Source organism: Proteus columbae (assembly GCF_009914335.1).
GTDB lineage: Bacteria > Pseudomonadota > Gammaproteobacteria > Enterobacterales > Enterobacteriaceae > Proteus.
Genome location: NZ_CP043925.1, coordinates 3,305,732 through 3,326,873, shown reverse-complemented (window position 1 = coordinate 3,326,873; position 21,142 = coordinate 3,305,732). Strand labels below are relative to the sequence as shown.

The following is a 21,142-nucleotide window of genomic DNA, read 5'->3' as shown; positions in this document are numbered from 1 at the left end:
AAAACCAGGGGTATGTCCATGAGAATAAAAATAACACTGAGCCTCGTCTGTTTACTGTTTAGTTGGCTGTTTATCACACCCGTGCGTAGTGATGAGCAGCCACTTGTTATACTGACGACTCTTTCAGATACACCAATGCGACCACTTACAGAGGCTTTTAGTGCACGTTATCCAGATACTAAGGTGCAAGTGGTTTATCGTCGCGTTGCGATTGCGACACGGATGATGAAACAATATCCCACACAGCCAGTTGATATTGTGATGTCGTCATCGGCTAATTTTTTCCATCATCTAGATAGAGAAGGGCTACTGGCGCGATTACCCGTCAATTACGAAACGCCAAAATGGTTAACGCGCCATAGTGATATCTTAAACGACAAGATAACCACGGTTGGCTATTCCGGTATTGGTATTATGAGCAATACGCAATACCTACAAAAATTGGGTATTCCGGCACCTAAAAGCTGGGTTGATTTAAGTGATCCGATTTACCAAGGGCACTTAACTATGACCACTCCAGCAAACTCTGGCACGATGCAATTGATGGTGGAAAATGTGCTACAAGAGTACGGCTGGGAGCGTGGATGGCAGATCTTACTTGAAACCAGTGGTAATCTTTCCTCGATTTCGGCACGTAGTTCCCGTGTCAGTGATGCTATCGCCAGAGGTATTGTAGGTGCAGGCCCAATTATCGATAACTACGCTTTTAATCATCAGAAACGCTTTGATTTTGTCGAATTTAGCTATTTTGATAAGTCGATTATTTTACCAGCTTATGTTGCTATTGTTGCCGAAAGCAGTAAAAGAGACACCGCAGCTAAATTTATTGCCTTTCTTTTATCGGATGAAGGACAAGAGATCATCTATAAAAGTGATATGGCAAAGATCCCATTAAGTAAAGAGATTTTACGTAATAACGATGAACTTGCTAATAACACGGAATTTATTTTAAACAGCAATGAGGCGTATCGCCGTAGTGAAGTCGTTAATGCGTTATTTGATCAAATGATCACCCATAATTTTCCTTTAATGCGCCAAGTTTGGAATGATATCCACGAAGCAGAAAGACAGGAAAATAAAACGCCAGAACGTATTTCTGCGATCAGTAAAGCGCGAAAAATAGCAAGTTCAGTGCTTATTAGCGAAAAAGAGGCTAATTCACCGACATTACAAGCGTTATTTATGAAAGAAGCCGATCAGCGAGAATACTCTGATCAAGCATTAGCTGTGCTGTATCAATGGCGCACATTAGAAGCTGAAAGGCTTGAACAAGCACTGGTTTTATTGAAAGAGACAAAATCACCCTAACCGCCTTGTGGTTCAAATATACAGCAGGAAGCGCTGTTTTTATGAAAGGTATTACGGATGAAATTATTAGTGCCTAAACAATTTGGTAAACTAGGTAGACGCCTGTATATGGCGTTTATCTTTAGTTCTTTACTCACCTTATTGATTGGTGTGGTTATCTTTTTTATGTGGGGAAAACTGGCGACACAAATTAACGCGTCAGTGGGAGAGTCTCTACCGATGTTAACCACCAGCTATACCATGGAGCGTTATAGCACCAATTTACAGATGCTATTAAAAGAGCGAGAACAGACTCAACGAAAATCGATTTCAGAGCAACAACAGCAGGAAATTCATCAGTTATTAGATAATTTGCGTAAGTTTCCTATTGAGCAAAAGCCACAGCGTGATTTTTATACTCAACTTGTTGATGAGTTATCGGAGCTTATTAATCAACAAGATGTATTATTGGATAAACGACGTGAATTAGAAAACCGCCTTGCACAATTATTAGGGCAATTAGCGTGGATGCATGACGCCGTTGGTGAAGACATTAAACCACTCCTTAATGAAATTGAGTGGCATGTCAGCCAAATGATCAATGAAAAAAATGTACAGGAAAACAGCCTACAACTCCTATTGGAATCAACCTTATTACAAGAGTTGTTTACGACAGAAAATGAATTAATCAGCTTGGTTGAAGAAATTGCACATCAACGTTATAGCCGTGATATTGATGTCGCTTTCCACTATATCAGCGTCAAAATTGATGAAATTATTGCTTTAAATCAGAAACTAAAAAGCTATCCATCGACTATTGCCCATCGTCAGGTATTACAAGAGATTATTGCGATCACCCGTTATGACGGTGATATCTATCAAACACTGATTGATGATGTGGAAAACGAGAAAAAGCTCAAAGCATTAACCCCTGAATTAAATGAAAAATTATCACAATTTGATAATGCCGTCAGAGGTAATGTTTTTGCTACAAGTGAGGCGCTAAATAAACTTAATGATAATACCCGCAAACTAATGGCAACAGGGAAAATCGTTATTGTTGTCATCATTATTGCATCACTATTGCTGAGTATTATTGTGATGAAAATCTTGATTGATAGAAGACTTATCGCAAGATTGAATAAACTAAGTGATGACTTAGCGCATGTAGCCAAAGGTAATTTAACGGAGCCTGTACTGATTGAAGGACAAGATGAAATTGGCCTGTTAAGTCGCCGACTTCGTCGATTTTGGCGTCAAATGAAAGAAGTTGAAACCAGCAATGCGTTAAATCTTATTAATAATACCGATGCAAGTTTAATTACCTGTCACCACGATGGCAGAATAGAAACGGTAAACCCAAGTGCAGCAACACTATTAGGCACAGGAAAAGAGCAAAACAATAAGCCACTCTGGTTACTGTTTAGTGGTGAGGCGAGCACCATGCTTAAAGTGCAATTTAGTTCAAGTGGTCAGCTTTACTTATTAGGGCAGAGTGAATGCACGATCAGAATGTTAAAAGAAGGTGAGCCTCATTTCTTACAATTTAATATTCGAGAATATCCGCATAAAGATGAACACAAATATATTGTGACTATCACGGATATTACGCGCCAAGAGCTAAGCAGATTAGAGCTTCAACGGCTGGTGGCATTAAAAACACAAGATTTGCAGGATAAAAACCAGCAATTGAATGAAGAGATATTACGGCGTGAACAGGCACAGAAACATTTAATTCAGACACAAGAAGAGTTAGTACAAGCAGCTAAAATGGCAGTTGTAGGGCAGGCGATGACAAGCCTTGCACATGAGCTTAATCAGCCACTCTCTGCAATCAACACCTATCTATACAGTGCAAAACTGACTATGCAGATGGAAAAATATGATCAATTACCTGATTCTATCGAACGCATTGAAAAGCTGTGCGCACGAATGAATCGAATAATTACTGCATTGCGTAATTTTTCACGTAAATCTTCGTCTGAAATTAGTTTTGTTTCAGCGCCATTAAAAGAGCTGGTAGACAGTGCGATGGTGCTGGTGGAGTCCCGTTCTAAACGAGAGCAGTGCATTATTACGAATAATATTCCTGATGAATTAACCATTTGCGCAGACCCGACACAAATTGAGCAAGTCTTGGTTAATTTGTTTGTTAATGCAATGGATGCCATTGCGGGTGTTGGTGAAAGCCAAATCACAATTGATCTTTTATCTGTTGATCCTAAACGAAAATTAGTGGCGATCGCGGACAGTGGAAAAGGATTCAATTCAGATGTTTTACCAAAACTATTTACCCCATTTACAACCACAAAAGATGTGGGGCTTGGGTTAGGGTTATCCATTTGCCGTTCAATTATGCAACGGTTTGGTTATGAAATTTACTTGGCCTCTACATTAAATGGTGGCGCCATGGTTGTTTTGGAGTTTACAGATGACACAATCACACATGCCTGATATCGACGTTTTATTAATTGATGACGATGAAGATATTCTTGAATCTTATCGCCATTTACTCAATCTTGCGGGAATGGTTGCTAGAGTAACCGACTCACCAGAAAAAGCATTAAGCCTTTTAACACCAGAATGGCAGGGTGCTGTTGTACTTGATATCTATATGCCAGCAATGAATGGCATGGAAGTATTAGAGCGTATTAAACAAATTGACTCTCGTATCCCCGTTATCATGATCACAGGACATGGCGATATACCGTTAGCCGTAGAAGCGGTAAAAAAAGGCGCTTATGATTTTATTGAAAAACCGATTAATCCACCTGTTTTCTTAGAGTTAGTGGCGAAGGCACACAAAGAGCGTCAATCCATTCTTTCGCTTAGGAATGCGGTAATAAGTACCACACAAGAGCGATTAGTGGGAGACAGTGCGCAAATCACCGCGATTAGAGAGCAAGTACAACAAATTGCCGATATCGATAAAGATTTAATGATAGAAGGTGAGATGGGAACAGGGCGACATCTTCTTGCGCAACTATTGCATGAATTAAGCCCGCATAGTGATAAAGCTATCCAAACCGTCGATTGCCAAAATTTAGCGGATATAAAACAGGTTATTGCCCAAATTGAAGCAGATGAAGTCGGAACACTGATTTTACGTTCTCCATATGATTTATCATCTGAGGCACAACGCTGGTTAAGTTCTTATCTATTAGATATGGAACGCCAAGGAAAGCGCCACTTTAGAACGATTGCAATTTTAGAAAATAATACACAGCAACTGGTAACAGAAGGGCGATTAATCCCTGAATTCTATTACTATTTTTCACAAATCACTTTTTCACTGCCTCCGTTAAGTGCCAGACGTCCAGACATTATTCCGTTATTTAGGGCTTTCTTACGACAAAGTGCACAGAGGCTCGGTATTGTAGTACCGAAAATTGATCGTAATTATCTCGATATTTTAAAGCGTTACGATTGGCCGGGTAATATTCGTGAGTTACGAAATGTTGCTGAATTATATGCGGTAGGTATTGTGAAAATGGTTGATAGTGAACAACATCGCGCCATTATTCCACCTGAAGGCCCTTTGGATAATCTTGTGGATGAATATGAGCGTCGATTAATAGAAGATGCGTTATATTTATTTGCGGGACGTGTTAGTGATGTGGCGGATTATTTGGGTATTCCACGTAAGAAGCTGTATTTACGAATGAAAAAACATGATCTCGATAAAGATAGCTATAAACCAAAAGTTTGATTTACCCGCTATTCAATAACAAAGAAGCGCCATACTGGCGCTCTTTCACAGTTTTCTTTTGTTATTATTATATTTAATATTTAATATTTAATATTAAGTTTATTTTGTCTTTTATTTTACCTGTAATCGCAAAAAGATAGAGTTTATCATTTTTTATATTTTAATGGGTCTTGTTGTGGATAAAAACTCTGTTATTTTTTTTATTCAATATTTACACCTTTTGCGAGTCAAAATAGTGAGCTGTTTTAAATTTATTTTTCTTAAAATCTTATTAATAGCTAAATATAAAAGTTGGGTGTCTTTATTTGACGTTAATAATGGTATTTTTATATAACAGTTACGAGATATTATTGTTATTATTCCATAATTGACTATATTAAAAAGAATATTCTTTAAAAGAGTATCATATTTAATTTGTATTTATAATTTATTTTTAATTCTTGTTGAAAACAAATTAACGATATTTAAACATGTTGTCATAATTAGATTATCTAATTTTTAGTTAAATTAAAGAATATAATATAATTTCTCAATTGAGATGAATCCTAAGTGTTTTTGTATATATGCTGGCTTTATCGTGTCAGTAAGATATTATTTTCTATATTTTGATATGTTTTCGTTATAAAAAACTGGTTTGTTTTATTTATTTAGTTTTTATATTTATTTTACTTATTGTAAGTATTAATGATGGCGACTTTATTTTTTATTAAGTAATAATATCTAATCTATATGTGATTTTAGTTTAAGATACTTTAATTGGTCATTTAAAGAATTGTTTCATTTGATAATTATCCTCGAATTATACTAATAATATCATTTTTTGATTTTTGACTTAATTTACGCCTTTTGAGAGTATTTTATTGCAAAACAAGTAAAGAAATATTATTTAAATCGTTTCTTTTCTTTAATTTTTTACTCTTACTTTCTGATTAAAATTTATTACTTATTTATATATCAAATTAAGATGTTTTTATTAATTAAGGAACTTAATTTCTAAAATATTTAAAAACGACGTTTAAAAAAGTTAATACGGTTAACTTATTCCGTGAATTAATTTGAATATGAATGCATAAAGGACGCATTCGTAGGATATCCCCTATCTTGGTTTTATATGGATCTGTGAAGTTTAAAGAAGTTTAAATTGTAGAAGGGCGATGTATTTATTATTTATCGCTTATTTAGTCAGAAGCCAAGAAATATCACTATCTTTATTGTATATAAAGGAAATTTTATGAAATTTACTAAATTAGCTTTAGGTGTTGCGTTATCTTTAGTTGTTGCTGCTCCTAGCTTTGCAGCAGATCCAGCGGAAAGCCGTGAAGGTAAAGTGCGTTTTACTGGCTTTATCAATGATGTTCCTTGTTCAATCGATGATAAAAGTTTAGATCAAACTGTTAAGTTTGGTGAAATCGCATTGCATGAACTGACTAGCAATAAATTCCGTTCAGATAGCGAAAACTTCGATATTATTCTGAAAAACTGCTCAACTGAAACTTACAAAACTGCAAAAGTATCATTCACTGGTGCAACTGTAAGTGGTTTTGACGGTTATACTGGCGAATTACTGGGCTTAGGTGGCAAAGTACAAAATGCAGGTATCGTTATCACTGACCGTGGTAATAATCCAATTACTTTTGGTCAAGGTTTCCCAGTAGCAGGTCACGCTTTAAATAATGGTGACGGCTCTCTCACAACATTGCAGTTCTCAGCTTACGTGAAAGGTAATGAAGCTGTTGATAAGAAAGCAACAACGGGTTCTTTCGACACAGTAGCTAACTTCAAAGTTATTTACGAATAATTGTTGTTTTTTTATAAGATGTGTGGCGCTTAGGCGCCATGCATCTCATCAATATTATCTTCTGTTAATAATGCTGAGGATGGCATAGCAAAATGAAAAGCATGAAAATAAATAAGATCACAAAAGTAATGCTTTTATTCTTTGTTCCTTTTTCGTTGCCTGTTTTTGCAGAAGAAGCAGTAGATTTCAATACCGACTTTTTAACTGATAAGGGTATTGAAAATACCGATTTTACTAAATTTTCTTACGCAAATTATATTCAGCCGGGCACTCATTTACTGGCGACCGACGTTAATAAACAAAGAGTAAGAAACGAAGAGCCTATTTTATTTTTTGCCCCAGATTACAACGCAGAATTATCTATTCCTTGTATCACCCCAGAGGTTTATCCCATTTTAGGTTTAAAATCTGAATGGGAAAAAAAAGTCACTTGGTTAACAACAAATAATACCCAGTGTCTTGATTTCCGCTCCGTGCCAAATATGAATGCCGTGGGTGATCTTTACACTGGTATTTTAAATATCAGCATTCCTCAAGCCTTTATGGAATATCAAGATCCGAGTTGGGATCCTCCATCACGTTGGGATGATGGTATTGCGGGATCCTTTCTTGATTACAATATGAGTAATCGCCTTATTCGATATGAAAACAACGATAAAAGGACCGAAACGGGAACCAATATTAGTGGTGTAATGGGCATTAATATGGGCGCTTGGCGTTTTCGTTCAGATTGGCAAGCCTCTGGCGGTAATTTAAATAGCAACGATAAATCATGGCGTTGGAACCAGCTTTATATTTTCCGAGCTATTCGATCTTTAGGCGCTAAATTAACGTTAGGTGAACAATATTTATCATCAGAACTTTTTGATAGTTTTCGCTATTTAGGGGCTTCATTAGAAAGTGATAACGCGATGATCCCTCCTCGTTTACAGGGCTATGCACCTGAAATTGCGGGAGTTGCAAGAACTAACGCCACGGTTATTGTGCGTCAAGATGGCCGTATTGTTTATCAAAATGAAGTAAGTCCAGGGCCGTTTCGAATTCAAGACGTCAACACATTTGGGGGCGGTACCTTAGATGTTTCTATTGAAGAACAAGATGGTTCTGTTCAAACATTTAAAGTAGAAACCTCGCGTTTAGGTACACTGACAAGACCTGGCCAGTTTTTATATAAGTTGGTGATGGGTAAGCCAACTAAAAATGAACATGACACTGAAGGTCCTGCATTTTCATTAGGCTCCTTTTCATGGGGGGCAGCGAATAACACCACGATTTATGGCGGATTATTAGCCTCAACTGAATATCAAAATATTGCTTTAGGTCTAGGGCAAGACTTAGCGCCATTTGGGGTGCTTTCTTTTAATATTTCGGCTTCGCGTGCTGAGATGGGCAGTAATTTTGATGATAAGACACTATCTGGTACTTCTTATAACGTTACCTATTCAAAACAATTTGATCAAATAAATAGCCAGATCACGTTTGCGGGTTATCGCTTCTCTCAACGAGACTATTTAAGTATGACTCAATTTTTAGATGGTCGTTATCGTGGGCTTCATATTGACAGTGGTAAAGAGCTTTATACCGCCATCTTTGGTACAGCTTTCCCTGATTACAATATCAATACGTATTTAAACTATTCTCGCCAAACCTATTGGAATCGACCTTCAACTGATAACTACAGTTTTACGGTTTCTAGTTATTTTGATTGGGCTAATTTTAAAAATCTATCCATTAACTTATCCGCGTATAAAGTGGAATCTAGCCATAATAATGACGAAGGGGTTTATGTGTCATTAGGTGTACCGCTAGAGCGTAATGACGCCAATATTAGTTATTCGGGATCATTTAATCGCCATAATACGAGTAATTCTGTTAACTATTATGAGCGACTGAATGAAAGAAGTACCTATAACTTATCTGCGGGTACATGGGATAGCGATAAAGTGAATCTGTCAGGTTTCTATAATTACGACGGTAATTTAGCAAAACTGACGACAAGTGGAACTTATACCCAAAATAATCAAAGCGCTTTATCGATGCAATTAATGGGGGGGATAACGCTAACCCCAGAAGGGGGAGCATTCCACCGAGTCACTTCAATGGGAAATTCACGCATATTGGTTGATACCAATAATGTTGAAGATATTCCGATTAAAACAGGTTTAACACCAATTGAAACTAACCGTCACGGTAAAGCCGTTTTAATGGGTGTGCAAAACTATTCTCGTAGCCATATTACGATTGATATCAATAATCTTCCTGAAAATGCTGATGCTGTTCAATCATCGCAATACGCTACCTTGACAGAAGGGGCGATCGGTTACCGTAAATTTAACGTGATTGAAGGTGAGAAAGTCTTAGCGGTGATCACTATGGCTGATAAGAAACATCCTCCTTTTGGCGCCAGTGTTTATAACAAAGATAAATTAGAAGTCGGCATTATTTCGGATGACGGTTTTGTTTATTTATCAGGTGTAAAAGCAGGTGAAACATTAGATCTTGCTTGGAATGGCGAAACTTGCCAATTCCAATTACCTCAAGTGCTAGAAAATAATTTAAGCAACATGTTGTTGCTTCCTTGTAAGTAATTAAATTTAAGTCAACGGTGAATGAAATGAAATATATCAATACAAAAACATTTGGCGCTATCGTTACACTTTGCCTTTTTTCTCAATCCGCTTATTCCGCTATCGCATTAGATAGAACTCGTGTTTTATATAATGAAGGTGAGCGCTCAGTCAGTATGGTTTTAGAAAATGAAAATGAATCTAAACCTTATTTAGCACAGTCTTGGCTTGAGAATAGTAAAGATGAAAAAATCAATTCTCCTTTTGTGGTAACACCGCCAGTTCAGCGTATTGAAGCCGGTAGCAAAAGCCAAATTAAAATACAGGCATTACCAGCAACAAATATGTTGCCCACAGACAGAGAAAGTATTTATTACCTTAATGTTCGTGAAATTCCACCTCGTAGTGATTCTCCTAATGTTTTACAGATTGCATTACAGACAAAAATTAAAGTGTTTTATCGACCAAAAAGCATTGTTGCACCAAGCCGTTTAGAGGCTAATCCAATGGAAAAAGACATTGTGATTGAAAAACAAAGTGACCATTACAATGTGAAAAATCCGTCGCCTTATTACTTAACCATTACCAAAGTCAGAAAGAACAATACGGAAGTAAAAGACTTTGAAGCGGTGATGATTGAACCTTTTGGTCAACGTTCACTGGGAACAAAAGTGGGTGATTTAGGTGCGACACCTACCCTTGAATATCTCAATGATTTTGGTGGGCTGGTTGACTTAACATTCCAATGTCGTGGAGATATTTGTTCAGCAAATATCAAAGATAAGAAGGCGTAATATTATGCTTATATTCCGAGGTGTAATACTTTTTCTTTGTATGAGTTTTCTCGCTCCTTCTGTATGGGCTGTTTCTGGCTTTTTAAGAGTGACTGTGAGTGGGAGTGTGGAGTCACGCCCTTGCAAGATTAACGATGGTAAACCTATTGAAGTGAACTTTAATGATGTGATGACCACAAGAATAGAAAACGAAAATTATAAACAAAAAATGGATTACACCTTGGATTGTAAAACAACAGGTGACCCAAGTATGTCACTGAAATTTACTGGTGACGGCGCTGGGTTTGATACGCGTTATTTAAAAACAAGCGTGACAGATTTAGGAGTGTTATTTAAAACCGCTGACACCAATGTTTATATGACAGAGCCGTTTAAGTTTAACTATCAAACTCGACCTGAGCTTTATGCTGTACTTGTGAAAAAAAGTGGCGCCGCGCTACCAACTGGCTCCTTTACGGCGACTGCAACTATGCAGGTTTATTACAACTAACGGAGGAATAAACAGTATGCGTTATTATCCATTCCTCACGATGTTATTTTTATTTTCAATATCATCTTCACCTAGTCTAGCGAAAGATAATGAGACACAAGTGCTGATTAAAGGTAATTTATTAACGCCACCACCTTGCAAAGTGAATGACGGTAATATGATTGAGGTGAATTTTGGTCCTGTGGCGATAAAAACAATTAAAGGCTATGACCAAAAAAGAGAAATTAATTACCAAATTACCTGTGAAGAAAATTTAAATAACTGGAATATGTATTTATCAATTGATGGTAATAAAAGTAGCTTCGATCCTAATGGGCTGAGAACCAATATTAATGAATTAACCGTAAAATTTATGATGGGTGATTCTATTATTGATTTAAATAAAAAGTATTCGGTTAATTTAAATAACCCTGAAAAAATTTGGGCAGTATTGGTGAAAAAAGAAAATAGTGAACTGGTACCAGGTAATTTTACCGCGGGTGGCACCTTGTTTGTGGAGTACCAATAATGAATAAATCAATGTTATCTGGTTGTATTATTGGTGGTTGTTTATTGTTTTCATCTTCTGTCTTTGCGGCTGAAAATCTTAATATCTTTGGTTCATTAATTATCGCACCTTGCAAAGTTCTACCTGAACACTCTCAGGTTGATGTGGTATTTGATGAAATTCGCTTGGATGATATTTATAAAAGTTATTTTGAATTCGAGAAAAAGGATTTCAAAATTACTTTATCAGAGTGCGATATCTCTATTGCCAAGCAAGTGAAAATCAAATTTGAAGGGGCAACTCATAATGAACTTGCCGGATTATTAGCATTAGACGATAACGCTAATAATCCTGATTTAGGAATAAAAATTACGACTAAAGAAGGTGTCCCTATCAAATTAGGTGATTACACCAGCTTATATAATATTCCTAATAATGGCATTTTTGAGCTTAATTTTATTGCTTATTTGCAAGCGACAGCAAAAGCGATCGCAGATAAATCAATTAAGCCGGGGCATTTTTCTGCTACTGCCGTGTTTTCTTTGAAATATGAGTAAAAGATAATGAAAAAAATACAGCAAATTTTAAAGTTATTAATTGTACTATGCAGTTTTTCTCTATTTAGTGTACAAGCAGGTTATTTTACTTATATTACTAAATCAGGTCCTTCTCCAGAAATTAAAGGTAATATTCGTTATGACTATGTGTTGGAATATTGGACGGAAATGGGATTTACGCCAAACCCTTGTAAAAGTTTAGGTTTGAGTGGTCGGTGTTATATTCAATTAAACCACTTCCACTCAAAACCTAATAAGGGAGGAACGGGTACTGAGCATCGAGCGAGATGGCGGTGTGATGTAGATTTACAACATTTAAGCTCTATGGCTGAAATACGCGATGTGGCTGTTAATCAATGTGGGTTGACTTTCCCTTATGTGAATTATAGTACTCATGCTGGATCTGTTACTGTTGATGAATGTATTGCTTTTTTTATGACGAGTAGTGCAACGGGAGGAAGCGGAAGAATGGTACCTGGTGGCGTATGTGGTATTGCTCCACCGCCTGAAGGTAAATGTGCATTTGTTTCTAATAATCTTACTATTTCACATGGTGTACTTGATGTGACACAAGTTGATGGTAATGAGGCGGAAGAACAATTTGCGCTCACTTGTAATGAAACTATGCCAGTAAAAATTACCAGTTCGATGGAAGATCATTTTTTAAACTTAAAACCAGATGGTAGCATCCGTTCTTTTTTAACGTTAAATGGTTCACCTGCATCAATTGGTACACAAGTTAACGCAATAATGAATGAATACACCTATGTAAGAGTGAAGTCAAAACTTCAAACTAATGGCACTCCTTCATTAGGTAACTTTAGTGGTACTACGACATTGGTATTATCAATACCTTAATAAAATTATAAGAGTCAATAATGACCTAGATTTGATAGCGTTTTTCGTTGACTTACCCGCACATTATTGTGCGGGTTTTTTTATGTGTCTAATTTGAAAAGCGGTTTATAACATTATCGGTTCAATAACTAATTCGCCCTTATTGGTATCTAATTTTAACTTTTGGGATTCAGTGACTTTTAATAGTGCGGAACCTAAATTGACTAACATCGGTAAGCGCATTTCAGCCGCGATAATGGCGCTGTGAGAGCGACTATCACCTTTTGCTAAAGCAATACCGACTAATTGACTATCAACTAATTGAATTAATGTGGAAGGAAAAAGCTCTTTTGCGACCAAAATAGCGGGTTGTGAAGGGGTAAAGCTTGGGCGAGTTTTATCTTGTAAATGGTAAAGCACTTGATTACGTAGATCACGAAGATCGAGTTCACGCGCGCGTAAATAGGGATCGGTAAGTGCGCAATACATCTGTGTTCTTTCTTGCATTTCATCCGACCAACTTTGCTGGGCACTGATCTTCTCTGCTTTGATGCGATCTATCACGCTTGTTATTAACTCATCATCATCTAACATCATGATATGACCGTTAAAAATAGCACCAATATGCTCACCTAATTTTTGGCTAGCTTTATTGGCACTCTGTTTTAGTGCTTTTAGCGTACTCTTTATTGCAAAATTAAGTTTGCCAATTTGAGCATCAATATCAATCGGTTCTGATAAGTTTTCGACGGGTGAGAGCTCTATTTCATGCCAAACAAAAGCGGGTGCTTTAATTTGAGATACAGGGGCTAAAATACCGTTTAATGTTATGGTATTAGAATCAGAAGGTAGCTCTTCACCAAAGCCATTTCGGGCAAGTTCAAGAAAAGCCGCAATCGCCTCATTTTCTTGTTCACCAGAGGCAATTAGCGTTATCTCATCGCCTTGGCGAATTTGTATTAATGAAAGCTGATTTAAACTGAGAGGATTAATACGTCTATCCCCCTTAACTAATTGATAATCAGCTTGAAAAGTAGAAAGCACCTCAACTAACGTTGCCGCCGGTCTTACGTGTAAACCATGAGGATTACGAACTACCCAACTTGCCTCTTTACCGTGAATTTTGACAGGGGCATTAATATCATTTTTAGGTTGAACGAAATTTTCACCAAGTTGGATTTTCTTTGGATATAAAGAATTTGAAGCTTCTTCAATCACTTTTTCTAGTGATGCCCCAGAAGATGCTGCTACAACTGCTGCAAGTGTACCTTCAACTAAAGGCGCAGAGCAGAGAGTGACTTTCTCAGCTAGCTCGGGATCAAGTAACTCAATCGCAGTTTCTGCACTTAAGATTGCACTGCCTAAATCCATCATCACAACAATAGATTGTGCTTGTGAAAGTGATTCTATCGCCGTCATAATTTTAACGGCATCAGTACCAATCGCATGTTCTTCATCGTTGATACCTGCGGCAACCGCAAGTTGGCAATGAGTCGGATTAAGCATCTGACTGGCAAGTTCTGCCACACCATCAGCGAGATGTTTACTATGAGAAACAATAACAATATTTATCATGGTAGACCTTTATTGGTTGCTTGTATTGGTTGCTTGGTCAGTTATGCATTAATACTATTAGCAAGAGCTTGTATCATCAGTACCACAGAAGCACTGCCAGGATCTTTATGTCCGATACTGCGCTCACCTAAGTAACTTGCTCGTCCTTTTCGAGCTTGCATCGCAATGGTGTTTTCAGCGGCTTTTTCAGCGGCAACTTGTGCTTGAGAGAGGGCTTCTTTGATAGAAAGGTTTTGTTCATTAGCGTGTTTTAATGACTCAACCACAGGCCACCAAACATCACACATGGTTTTGTCATTTGGCTCTGCTTTTCCTCGGCTTACAATGCCTTCTACACCTTCTGTTACCATTTCAACAAGTTGATTTAGTTCTAGGTTTTGCAATGAAGCTGTAGGTTTGGCTGCACGAATAAAGAAGGTACTAAATAAAGGACCACTTGCACCGCCAATATTTGAGAGCAATGTCATGCCCGTAGTTTTGAGGATAGTGCCAATATCTTGTCCTGCAAACTCAGGTAGTTTTTCCTGCACTTTTCTAAAGCCACGGTTCATATTTAAACCGTGGTCAGCATCACCAATTTCACGATCTAAATCCGTTAAATAATCACTATTTTTTTCAAACAGTAGTGCACATTGTTGTAACCAAAGAATAATTTGAGCGTGAGTTAAAGCCATTTTGTGTTCCTTTTCTTGTTATTAAAGACTTATTTCACCATCGCAGGTGTATTCACAGGGGCATCCCATAAGGTAAGTAACTCGTTATCAACTTTTAATAACGTAATTGAGATCCCTGACATATCGAGCGAAGTACAATAAGAACCAATTAAAGAACGTTCGATGGTTAAGCCAAATTTTTCACAGCATTGAGTTAAACGGTTATAAACACCATAAAGTTCAGATTGTGGTGTGGCACCAAGGTTATTAACTAAAACAATGACGCGATCGCCAGATTTTAAAGGTTGTTTTTCCTGATTTTCCTCGATCCAAGTGCCGCTTTCACGATCCCAATTGCGTATCACTCGTTGATAGTGACCATTCTCAATCAAGGTATTAAACATGGCATCAACAGTATCATTGAGAGAGGAAAATTTACGACGGTCAATACCTGGTTCACCGTGAATACCGACACCAAACTCCATTTCATTTTCAGGTAAAGTAAAAGAAGGTTTTCCTGCGGCTGGAACGGTACAAGCTTCTAAGGCAATGCCGATGGAAAAACCATTGTTATTAATGTGATGACCTAATTTAACCAGTTCATTAAGAGAGTCGCCTCTTTCTGCTGCCGCACCCAGTAGTTTTTCTATTAAAACGGTATTGGCAACACCACGGCGTCCTGCGGTATATAAGCTATCTTTTACCGCCACGTCATCATCAACTAATACAGTTGCAATTTTTACACCATCGTCATGAAGCAGTTCTGTCGCTGTTTCAAAGTTAAGCACATCACCGGTGTAGTTTTTCACGATCATTAAAACGCCTTCACCGCTATCAATCTCTTTGGCACAGTCATACATTTTATCAGGTGTTGGTGACGTAAATATTTCACCAGGACATGCACCATCAAGCATTCCTTTACCGACAAAACCTGCATGCATGGGTTCATGTCCGCTACCACCGCCAGACAATAGAGCAACTTTACCTTTTACTGGAGCATCTTTTCGCGTGACATAAAAAGAGGAGGGATGAAGTTTGATTTCAGGATGGGCTTTTGCAAAGCCTTGTAGTTGTTCAGATAACACATCATCAACTCGATTAATCAGCTTTTTCATCTTAAATGCTCCATTTGAAATTTGTGTTTAGTCTTCAAACCAGAAATGAGGTTTCTGGTTTGGGGGCTGACACATTATTTATTAAAGGATTGGTAAACACGGCATCAATAGGCGACGTTTGTTTTATTTAAAACATAAGAATTATTTTTATTTAGCTTAAAAATGAATCTACATCATTTATCTTTCTATAAGAATAGGTTAGTCAAATAACCTGTCAGAATGGGAGCAAGATCATAAAAATAAATGAAAAAAAGAGTGTCTGTTCGAGATGATTACATGCCTTGCAAAAGAGTAAGTGCTTTCTCTCGTTGCTCTGGAGAAAGATTTTTAATCACATCTAATAACAACGTATCTTTGTTTTTTGCACTTGGCATAAGAGTGTGACTAAACGTGAGGTTTAAAACAAAGGTATGTCCGCATTCGGGATCACGACAAGCACAATAGAGATCAGACAGCTCTTTGTGTTTACGATTACTTTTCTTTATAAGCGCTTTTTCGCCACATTCAGGACAATAAATAGTTAGGACACGCATGTTATTTTTCTCTTTGTTATCAGTTCTATCATGCTTTCTATATTAGCTTAAATTTGTATTATAACCAGTCTTATTATTGTTTTTTGATGTAAATAATTGTTTTGAAGCGATTTAAAGGTGCCAAAAACAAATAAAATTGTTTTAAATGGGTGGGTTAGTTCGGTTATTGTCGGATAAACACACATAACCGATGTTAACCGAACAAACTTACTAGCCTAAAATACAAAGTTTGTAGATAATGGCTTCACGTTAAATCATACGGAGATGAGCAACATATTGAATTTATTATTTATTTTTTCTGTTGTTTTTCAGTGTGAGTAGAAAGCAATAGACAAGGATGTCTATTACAAGTTAACAAGGAAGTGAGTAAAAATACTTTTCAATAGTTGAGGACTGAGTGTGAAAGGATTTCGCATAGCGTTCAAGTGAAAAGTGTTAAAAGCTGATCTTTATAATAAAAGTCGATGAAATAAGTTTTGTCTCGAATGACTAAGGAGCTAGGTCATGTTCAACACACAAGCGTTATATGCATGGATTGCACTCATGGCGTTTAGTTTGGGTTGGATTGCTCAAGGATGGCATCGAGACAATATGACGTTAGAACAACGGATGTTAATAACGGCAATCGAAGATCAGGTGAGCATGGATGCTTGCCCTGATCTTCAACTTTTTTCTTCTTTTTTTGGCGATAAATCACTAGAACACGCTTCTTCACTTCGGTTTTCTCCGTCATATCAAGAGATGGTGAAATTGAGTTTAAATAATCAGTGTGCCAATGCTGACTTTATTACTGTGTTTAATAATACACAATGTGAAGTTGGTGGCGATTTAATTAATTGATAATTAATAGATTTATTCTGTTTTTGTCATGTCTTTATTGTTATTTATTCACCCTCATCAAGCCTAAATACGCTGACGCCCTTTAGGGCTAATCAGTTGGCCTTGTATGTCCGCGATACCAATATGTGCTATACAGCCTGCATTAAACTGTAAATAGTCATCTTCGATGCCATCAGAAAAAATAACCCCATTTTCAGGCATTAAAGATTCTAATTGTAAAGGTGAATCAGGCTCAATTGTTCCAAAGGTTAGAGCTACGCCTGTTGTTCGACTTGGAAAAGGTTCTCTCACACTAAATTGCAGCTTTTTGTCACCCCAGCTAAATCCTTGTAACAGGGGATGTGATGCTTCTCCTGTGATTGCCATCGCGCCAGCGAGAATAGATTGAAACCAACCTGTCGAGCCAAGTCCCGTAGACACAATAATTCCTGATGAAGATTGTGCTTCTTGAGCACCACTCCATTGTAAAATATAGCGTGCAGACGTGTGGCTTTTGGGGCCAATAAATAGATCATTAACGGCTAACAGTGATTGGCCATCATTGGTTGTCGCTTGTGCAAAAGTCACGGATTTAAACGGCATTTTCTGATTAATGGTATTAATCACCGTCTCTTTTAATTCACCTATTTCAAAAGGAAGTAATTTGCCATCCCACCTTGAAGGATCGGGATTAATGGCAATAATAGGCTGCCCATTAAGGTATTTCAGTGTATTGGCGACCAGCCCATCTTGACCAATCACCACCACAATATCGTGGGGTGAGAATTGATAGCTAGGTAATAAGTTTCTTTCTAATAGCTGAAAACGTCCCAATGATTTTAAAACCAGCTCTGCTTGTGTTAACTGTTTTTGATATAAGTTGTGTTCGTTGAGGTAATCCGTTACCTCAACATTGTTATGTTCTAAATAGAATTTGGCTTGTGACCACGTATTAAAACGCTCAATTAATTCCTGTAAGCGGCTTTTTCTCATCACCAGCACAAAGCGAAAATCTTCGTTACGATCCATTATTTATTGCCTTTTTTCATGAATTGGCTAAATAAATCAGGGGTGATATTTAACTCACCAATTTTCCCTGAATTCAGCGCTAAGGTTTCAAATGCCATTGCCATTAATTGCTGAGAGTCCATTTTTGCTAGTGCCATGGCTTTTAGGTTTTCAACTGGCAGTTCACGATAAGCACGCATGGTCGCTTCAATAGCATAAGCATCAGCTTCTGATTGTGTTCGCTGATTTTCAGCACTTAACGCGACCAGTTCTTTGCGTTTTGCTTCAGCATTTACTTTGGCTTCAAGGCGCTCTTTTTCAATCTCCGCCTGTTCTCGTAATAATGTGCGTTCGTTTTCTAAACGTGCTTCTTCAATTTCTTGTCGTTTACGTTGAACAGATAAGTCGGTTTCCAATTCAGCCTCTTTAATGGTGCGTTCTTGTTCTACCGAGAATTTACGACGAGCATAAATGGCATCGTCGGCTTCTTTCAGTAAGGATTCTCTTGCTTCGGCTTCGAGTGCTTTTAAGGTTTCTGGTGATGGAGTGATTGCCGCAATAGAGACATCTAAAATCGCAATACCTAATGCATCTAATGATGGGTGTTCAATTAATTGTTCCATCACCAAAGTAACTAATGATTGGCTGAGTAATAACGCTTCTCTAAGTGGTGTACTTTGGATCTTTGCTTGGATTAAGGTTTGTGCAATACGCACAACACGATCACTGAGTTTTAGTGGATCTTCTGATGCATAAGATTTGCCGTTTTTGCTCAAGTTAAAATTGAGCACTTCTGCGGCTTTTTCAGGTGTTTTGACCTGAAATGAAATTTGTCCTTGAATGCGTAAGCCCTGAAAGTCCGAGGTTTGGAAGTTGAAAATAAACGGCGCTTCTTGGGCGTTTAAAGGTAGTGCGGCAATAGAGGTTGTGGCTGAGTTATACCAAAAACTCAATCCTTTACCTTGCTGGCGAATTTTGCCGTTTACCGATTTAATAATGAATGTTGATGAGTCTGCTTTGAAATAATTTAAGTTAAACATAGGATATCTCCAGTTAGTGTCCTTATGACAATAACTGGATTGTGTCCTATCGACACTATGCTTGTCAACTGATTTAGTGTCTTTATGACAAAATTTGATTTTTTGCTGTTTAGGCTTAAAATAGTTTTATCGTTTTCTAATAAAGCTTACGCCATGAATGAACAAGATTTTTTAGCCAGTTATAACCGCCGTGATTTCCTATCCCCACTGATTACTGTTGATGCGGTACTGTTTACTTATCATGAAGAGCAGTTAAAAGTATTGTTAGTGAAAAGAGGAGAGCATCCTGAAAAAGGAAAATGGGGTTTACCTGGTGGATTTGTCGATGAAGTACAGGACAAATGCCTTGAAGATACTGTGCTAAGAAAATTAAAAGAGAAAACGGGTGTGATCCCTCCTTATATTGAGCAACTTTGTTCAGTGGGAAATAACCTGCGTGATGTAAGAGGTTGGTCTGTGACGGTCTGTTATACCGCGTTGATTGCACATCAAGTGTGTGAAGCACATATTGATACCGTGGATTCGGTAATGTGGTGTCCTATTGATGAGATTACACAACAAAGCTTAGCTTTTGATCACAATGAATTAATTACACAAGCAAGAGAGCGATTAAAGCAAAAATCACTCTATTCGATTGTTCCCGGATTTGCATTGCCAGAAGTTTTTACCTTGCCAGAGTTGCAACATGTTCATGAAATTCTGATTGGTAAAGAGATCCAGAAAAAATCCTTTAGACGACGTATCGAACAAGCTGATTTATTGATTGATACAGGAGAAAAACGGGCAGAGAGAGGACGCCCTGCAAGTCTGTATCGACTTAAAGAGGCGTCTGCGGATTATCGTTTTATTCGAAATCTTGAGTTTTAATTCTTAAGTTGTTTTACAAAGTAATGAGCGCCATCTCGAATGGCGTCATCAGCCACTTTCATCATGCGTGAGTAGTGTAAAAAGGCATGTAATGTGCCTGGATACATTTTATATTCACAAGGTGATTGATGTGCTTCAAGGGTTTTAAAGAGAGTCACGCTATCATCAATAAGTGGGTCGTATTGTGCGCTGGCGATAAAGCAAGGGGGAATATCTTGCGTTAAGTCGTTATTAAATAAGCAATAATAAGGTGCATCACGATTGCCTAACGCGGTTAAATAGGCATTATCATATTCTTCTAGATCTTGCTGGCGTAACCCATCCCATTCACCACCATAAAGCCGACGGCTGGTGGAATCACGTAAACCGTATAATCCATACCATAATAAAGCTGCACTTACCTTGCCACAGTGGATTTGTTTGTCGCGTAACCACAGTACAGTAGCAAGCGATAACATGGCTCCCGCAGAATCGCCTGCAAAACCAATGTGTTGAGTGTTAATACCGTAGTGTTCAGCATGTTGATCATAAAACTGGCAGACTTGCGCTGATTCATCAATCGCTTGTGGATAATGTGCTTCTGGTGATAGTGAGTAATCAATACCAATTACAGCACAACCTGTATAAGACGCGAGTAAACGCATAATGCGATCGTGGGTATCTAAATTCCCTAAAATAAAGCCCCCGCCATGAAGATAATAGAGTGTTGCGGGTGTTTTTTCTGTGGGTTGATAAAGGCGTGTTAGTACCTCGCCATAAGACGTGCTAACGGAAATATCTTGAATGCTAAACATTTCGGGTGCATCTGCATTCCAATAACGTCTGTCTTGATTGTAAGCAAGGCGCATAGAAGGGTAGTCATTACTTTCTGGCGCAGGTTGAGGATTATCTGCATAAAATTGCATAACTTGCTGCATTTCTGGTGAAATAAGTTCTAGTACATTGATTTTATTTTTAGTTTTCATTAGTCCCTCCAATTATCACTGTTCGGTATTGTAAATACTGG

At 37.6% G+C, this 21,142-nt stretch carries 19 protein-coding genes; 12 read left to right on the top strand and 7 right to left on the bottom strand.

Annotated elements, in window-relative coordinates; all coding sequences use genetic code 11:
* Window positions 1–18: 18 nt before the first annotated feature.
* The 10 genes from F1325_RS15565 (at window position 19) to F1325_RS15520 (ending at window position 12,547) form a co-directional block, all read left to right on the top strand.
* Window positions 19–1,308 (top strand): ABC transporter substrate-binding protein, encoded by a 1,290-nt coding sequence (locus F1325_RS15565; RefSeq protein WP_109372977.1) that lies wholly within the window; start codon window positions 19–21, stop codon window positions 1,306–1,308.
* Window positions 1,309–1,365: 57 nt separating this feature from the next.
* Window positions 1,366–3,741, top strand: coding sequence for an ATP-binding protein (locus F1325_RS15560; RefSeq protein ID WP_109372978.1), 2,376 nt, complete (start codon window positions 1,366–1,368; stop codon window positions 3,739–3,741).
* Window positions 3,719–4,996, top strand: coding sequence for a sigma-54-dependent transcriptional regulator (locus F1325_RS15555; RefSeq protein WP_160230687.1), 1,278 nt, complete (start codon window positions 3,719–3,721; stop codon window positions 4,994–4,996). The genes F1325_RS15560 and F1325_RS15555 overlap by 23 nt, the downstream gene beginning before the upstream one ends.
* 1,231 nt (window positions 4,997–6,227) lie before the next feature.
* A complete protein-coding gene (locus F1325_RS15550) occupies window positions 6,228–6,794 on the top strand; it encodes a fimbrial protein (RefSeq protein WP_109372980.1) in 567 nt (188 codons plus the stop codon).
* Window positions 6,795–6,886: 92 nt separating this feature from the next.
* Window positions 6,887–9,382, top strand: a complete 2,496-nt coding sequence (locus F1325_RS15545; protein WP_109372981.1) for a fimbria/pilus outer membrane usher protein — start codon at window positions 6,887–6,889, stop codon at window positions 9,380–9,382.
* 26 nt (window positions 9,383–9,408) lie between these two features.
* The gene (locus tag F1325_RS15540) at window positions 9,409–10,155 is read left to right on the top strand and encodes a fimbrial biogenesis chaperone (protein WP_109372982.1); all 747 of its coding nucleotides are present in this window, start codon (window positions 9,409–9,411) and stop codon (window positions 10,153–10,155) included.
* Between the two features lie 4 nt (window positions 10,156–10,159).
* The gene (locus F1325_RS15535) at window positions 10,160–10,645 is read left to right on the top strand and encodes a fimbrial protein (RefSeq protein ID WP_109372983.1); all 486 of its coding nucleotides are present in this window, start codon (window positions 10,160–10,162) and stop codon (window positions 10,643–10,645) included.
* A gap of 16 nt (window positions 10,646–10,661) precedes the next feature.
* Window positions 10,662–11,153 carry a fimbrial protein gene (locus F1325_RS15530; RefSeq protein WP_109372984.1) on the top strand — a complete coding sequence of 164 codons (492 nt, stop codon included), beginning with the start codon at window positions 10,662–10,664 and terminating at the stop codon, window positions 11,151–11,153.
* The gene (locus F1325_RS15525) at window positions 11,153–11,689 is read left to right on the top strand and encodes a fimbrial protein (protein ID WP_160230686.1); all 537 of its coding nucleotides are present in this window, start codon (window positions 11,153–11,155) and stop codon (window positions 11,687–11,689) included. Before F1325_RS15530 ends, F1325_RS15525 begins: the two co-directional genes overlap by 1 nt.
* A gap of 6 nt (window positions 11,690–11,695) precedes the next feature.
* Window positions 11,696–12,547 (top strand): hypothetical protein, encoded by an 852-nt coding sequence (locus F1325_RS15520; protein ID WP_109372986.1) that lies wholly within the window; start codon window positions 11,696–11,698, stop codon window positions 12,545–12,547.
* 105 nt (window positions 12,548–12,652) lie between these two features.
* Here F1325_RS15520 and dhaM read toward each other — a convergent pair whose 3' ends face one another.
* The 4 genes from dhaM to F1325_RS15500 all read right to left on the bottom strand — a co-directional run bounded on the left by dhaM (window position 12,653) and on the right by F1325_RS15500 (window position 16,402).
* On the bottom strand, window positions 12,653–14,101 hold the full coding sequence (gene dhaM / locus F1325_RS15515; RefSeq protein ID WP_109372987.1) for a dihydroxyacetone kinase phosphoryl donor subunit DhaM: 1,449 nt from the start codon (window positions 14,099–14,101) through the stop codon (window positions 12,653–12,655).
* 41 nt (window positions 14,102–14,142) lie between these two features.
* The gene (dhaL, locus tag F1325_RS15510; protein WP_160230685.1) at window positions 14,143–14,775 is read right to left on the bottom strand and encodes a dihydroxyacetone kinase subunit DhaL; all 633 of its coding nucleotides are present in this window, start codon (window positions 14,773–14,775) and stop codon (window positions 14,143–14,145) included.
* A 29-nt stretch (window positions 14,776–14,804) separates the two neighbouring features.
* A complete protein-coding gene (gene dhaK, locus F1325_RS15505) occupies window positions 14,805–15,869 on the bottom strand; it encodes a dihydroxyacetone kinase subunit DhaK (RefSeq protein WP_160230684.1) in 1,065 nt (354 codons plus the stop codon).
* Between the two features lie 272 nt (window positions 15,870–16,141).
* Window positions 16,142–16,402: an ogr/Delta-like zinc finger family protein gene (locus tag F1325_RS15500; protein ID WP_109372990.1), complete on the bottom strand. Its 261-nt coding sequence runs from the start codon at window positions 16,400–16,402 to the stop codon at window positions 16,142–16,144.
* A gap of 504 nt (window positions 16,403–16,906) precedes the next feature.
* Here F1325_RS15500 and F1325_RS15495 point away from each other — a divergent pair.
* Window positions 16,907–17,242 carry a hypothetical protein gene (locus tag F1325_RS15495; RefSeq protein ID WP_109372991.1) on the top strand — a complete coding sequence of 112 codons (336 nt, stop codon included), beginning with the start codon at window positions 16,907–16,909 and terminating at the stop codon, window positions 17,240–17,242.
* A 63-nt stretch (window positions 17,243–17,305) separates the two neighbouring features.
* On the opposite strand, the gene F1325_RS15490 is transcribed toward F1325_RS15495, so the two are convergent.
* Window positions 17,306–18,250, bottom strand: coding sequence for a sugar kinase (locus tag F1325_RS15490; RefSeq protein WP_160230683.1), 945 nt, complete (start codon window positions 18,248–18,250; stop codon window positions 17,306–17,308).
* Window positions 18,250–19,269 carry an SPFH domain-containing protein gene (locus F1325_RS15485; protein ID WP_109372993.1) on the bottom strand — a complete coding sequence of 340 codons (1,020 nt, stop codon included), beginning with the start codon at window positions 19,267–19,269 and terminating at the stop codon, window positions 18,250–18,252. Before F1325_RS15485 ends, F1325_RS15490 begins: the two co-directional genes overlap by 1 nt.
* A gap of 153 nt (window positions 19,270–19,422) precedes the next feature.
* On the opposite strand from F1325_RS15485, the gene F1325_RS15480 reads away from it, so the two are divergent.
* Complete coding sequence (locus F1325_RS15480) at window positions 19,423–20,136, top strand: NUDIX hydrolase (protein WP_109373136.1); 714 nt, start codon at window positions 19,423–19,425, stop codon at window positions 20,134–20,136.
* Here F1325_RS15480 and aes read toward each other — a convergent pair.
* On the bottom strand, window positions 20,133–21,101 hold the full coding sequence (aes, locus tag F1325_RS15475; RefSeq protein WP_109372994.1) for an acetyl esterase: 969 nt from the start codon (window positions 21,099–21,101) through the stop codon (window positions 20,133–20,135). The two genes, F1325_RS15480 and aes, sit on opposite strands and share 4 nt — an antisense overlap.
* Window positions 21,102–21,142: the final 41 nt, after the last annotated feature.

Coding starts and splice junctions, on each gene's coding strand:
- F1325_RS15565 (WP_109372977.1), top strand. CDS start 19: ATGAGAATAAAAATAACACTGAGCCTCGTCTGTTTACTGTTTAGTTGG.
- F1325_RS15560 (WP_109372978.1), top strand. CDS start 1,366: ATGAAATTATTAGTGCCTAAACAATTTGGTAAACTAGGTAGACGCCTG.
- F1325_RS15555 (WP_160230687.1), top strand. CDS start 3,719: ATGACACAATCACACATGCCTGATATCGACGTTTTATTAATTGATGAC.
- F1325_RS15550 (WP_109372980.1), top strand. CDS start 6,228: ATGAAATTTACTAAATTAGCTTTAGGTGTTGCGTTATCTTTAGTTGTT.
- F1325_RS15545 (WP_109372981.1), top strand. CDS start 6,887: ATGAAAAGCATGAAAATAAATAAGATCACAAAAGTAATGCTTTTATTC.
- F1325_RS15540 (WP_109372982.1), top strand. CDS start 9,409: ATGAAATATATCAATACAAAAACATTTGGCGCTATCGTTACACTTTGC.
- F1325_RS15535 (WP_109372983.1), top strand. CDS start 10,160: ATGCTTATATTCCGAGGTGTAATACTTTTTCTTTGTATGAGTTTTCTC.
- F1325_RS15530 (WP_109372984.1), top strand. CDS start 10,662: ATGCGTTATTATCCATTCCTCACGATGTTATTTTTATTTTCAATATCA.
- F1325_RS15525 (WP_160230686.1), top strand. CDS start 11,153: ATGAATAAATCAATGTTATCTGGTTGTATTATTGGTGGTTGTTTATTG.
- F1325_RS15520 (WP_109372986.1), top strand. CDS start 11,696: ATGAAAAAAATACAGCAAATTTTAAAGTTATTAATTGTACTATGCAGT.
- dhaM (WP_109372987.1), bottom strand. CDS start 14,101: ATGATAAATATTGTTATTGTTTCTCATAGTAAACATCTCGCTGATGGT.
- dhaL (WP_160230685.1), bottom strand. CDS start 14,775: ATGGCTTTAACTCACGCTCAAATTATTCTTTGGTTACAACAATGTGCA.
- dhaK (WP_160230684.1), bottom strand. CDS start 15,869: ATGAAAAAGCTGATTAATCGAGTTGATGATGTGTTATCTGAACAACTA.
- F1325_RS15500 (WP_109372990.1), bottom strand. CDS start 16,402: ATGCGTGTCCTAACTATTTATTGTCCTGAATGTGGCGAAAAAGCGCTT.
- F1325_RS15495 (WP_109372991.1), top strand. CDS start 16,907: ATGTTCAACACACAAGCGTTATATGCATGGATTGCACTCATGGCGTTT.
- F1325_RS15490 (WP_160230683.1), bottom strand. CDS start 18,250: ATGGATCGTAACGAAGATTTTCGCTTTGTGCTGGTGATGAGAAAAAGC.
- F1325_RS15485 (WP_109372993.1), bottom strand. CDS start 19,269: ATGTTTAACTTAAATTATTTCAAAGCAGACTCATCAACATTCATTATT.
- F1325_RS15480 (WP_109373136.1), top strand. CDS start 19,423: ATGAATGAACAAGATTTTTTAGCCAGTTATAACCGCCGTGATTTCCTA.
- aes (WP_109372994.1), bottom strand. CDS start 21,101: ATGAAAACTAAAAATAAAATCAATGTACTAGAACTTATTTCACCAGAA.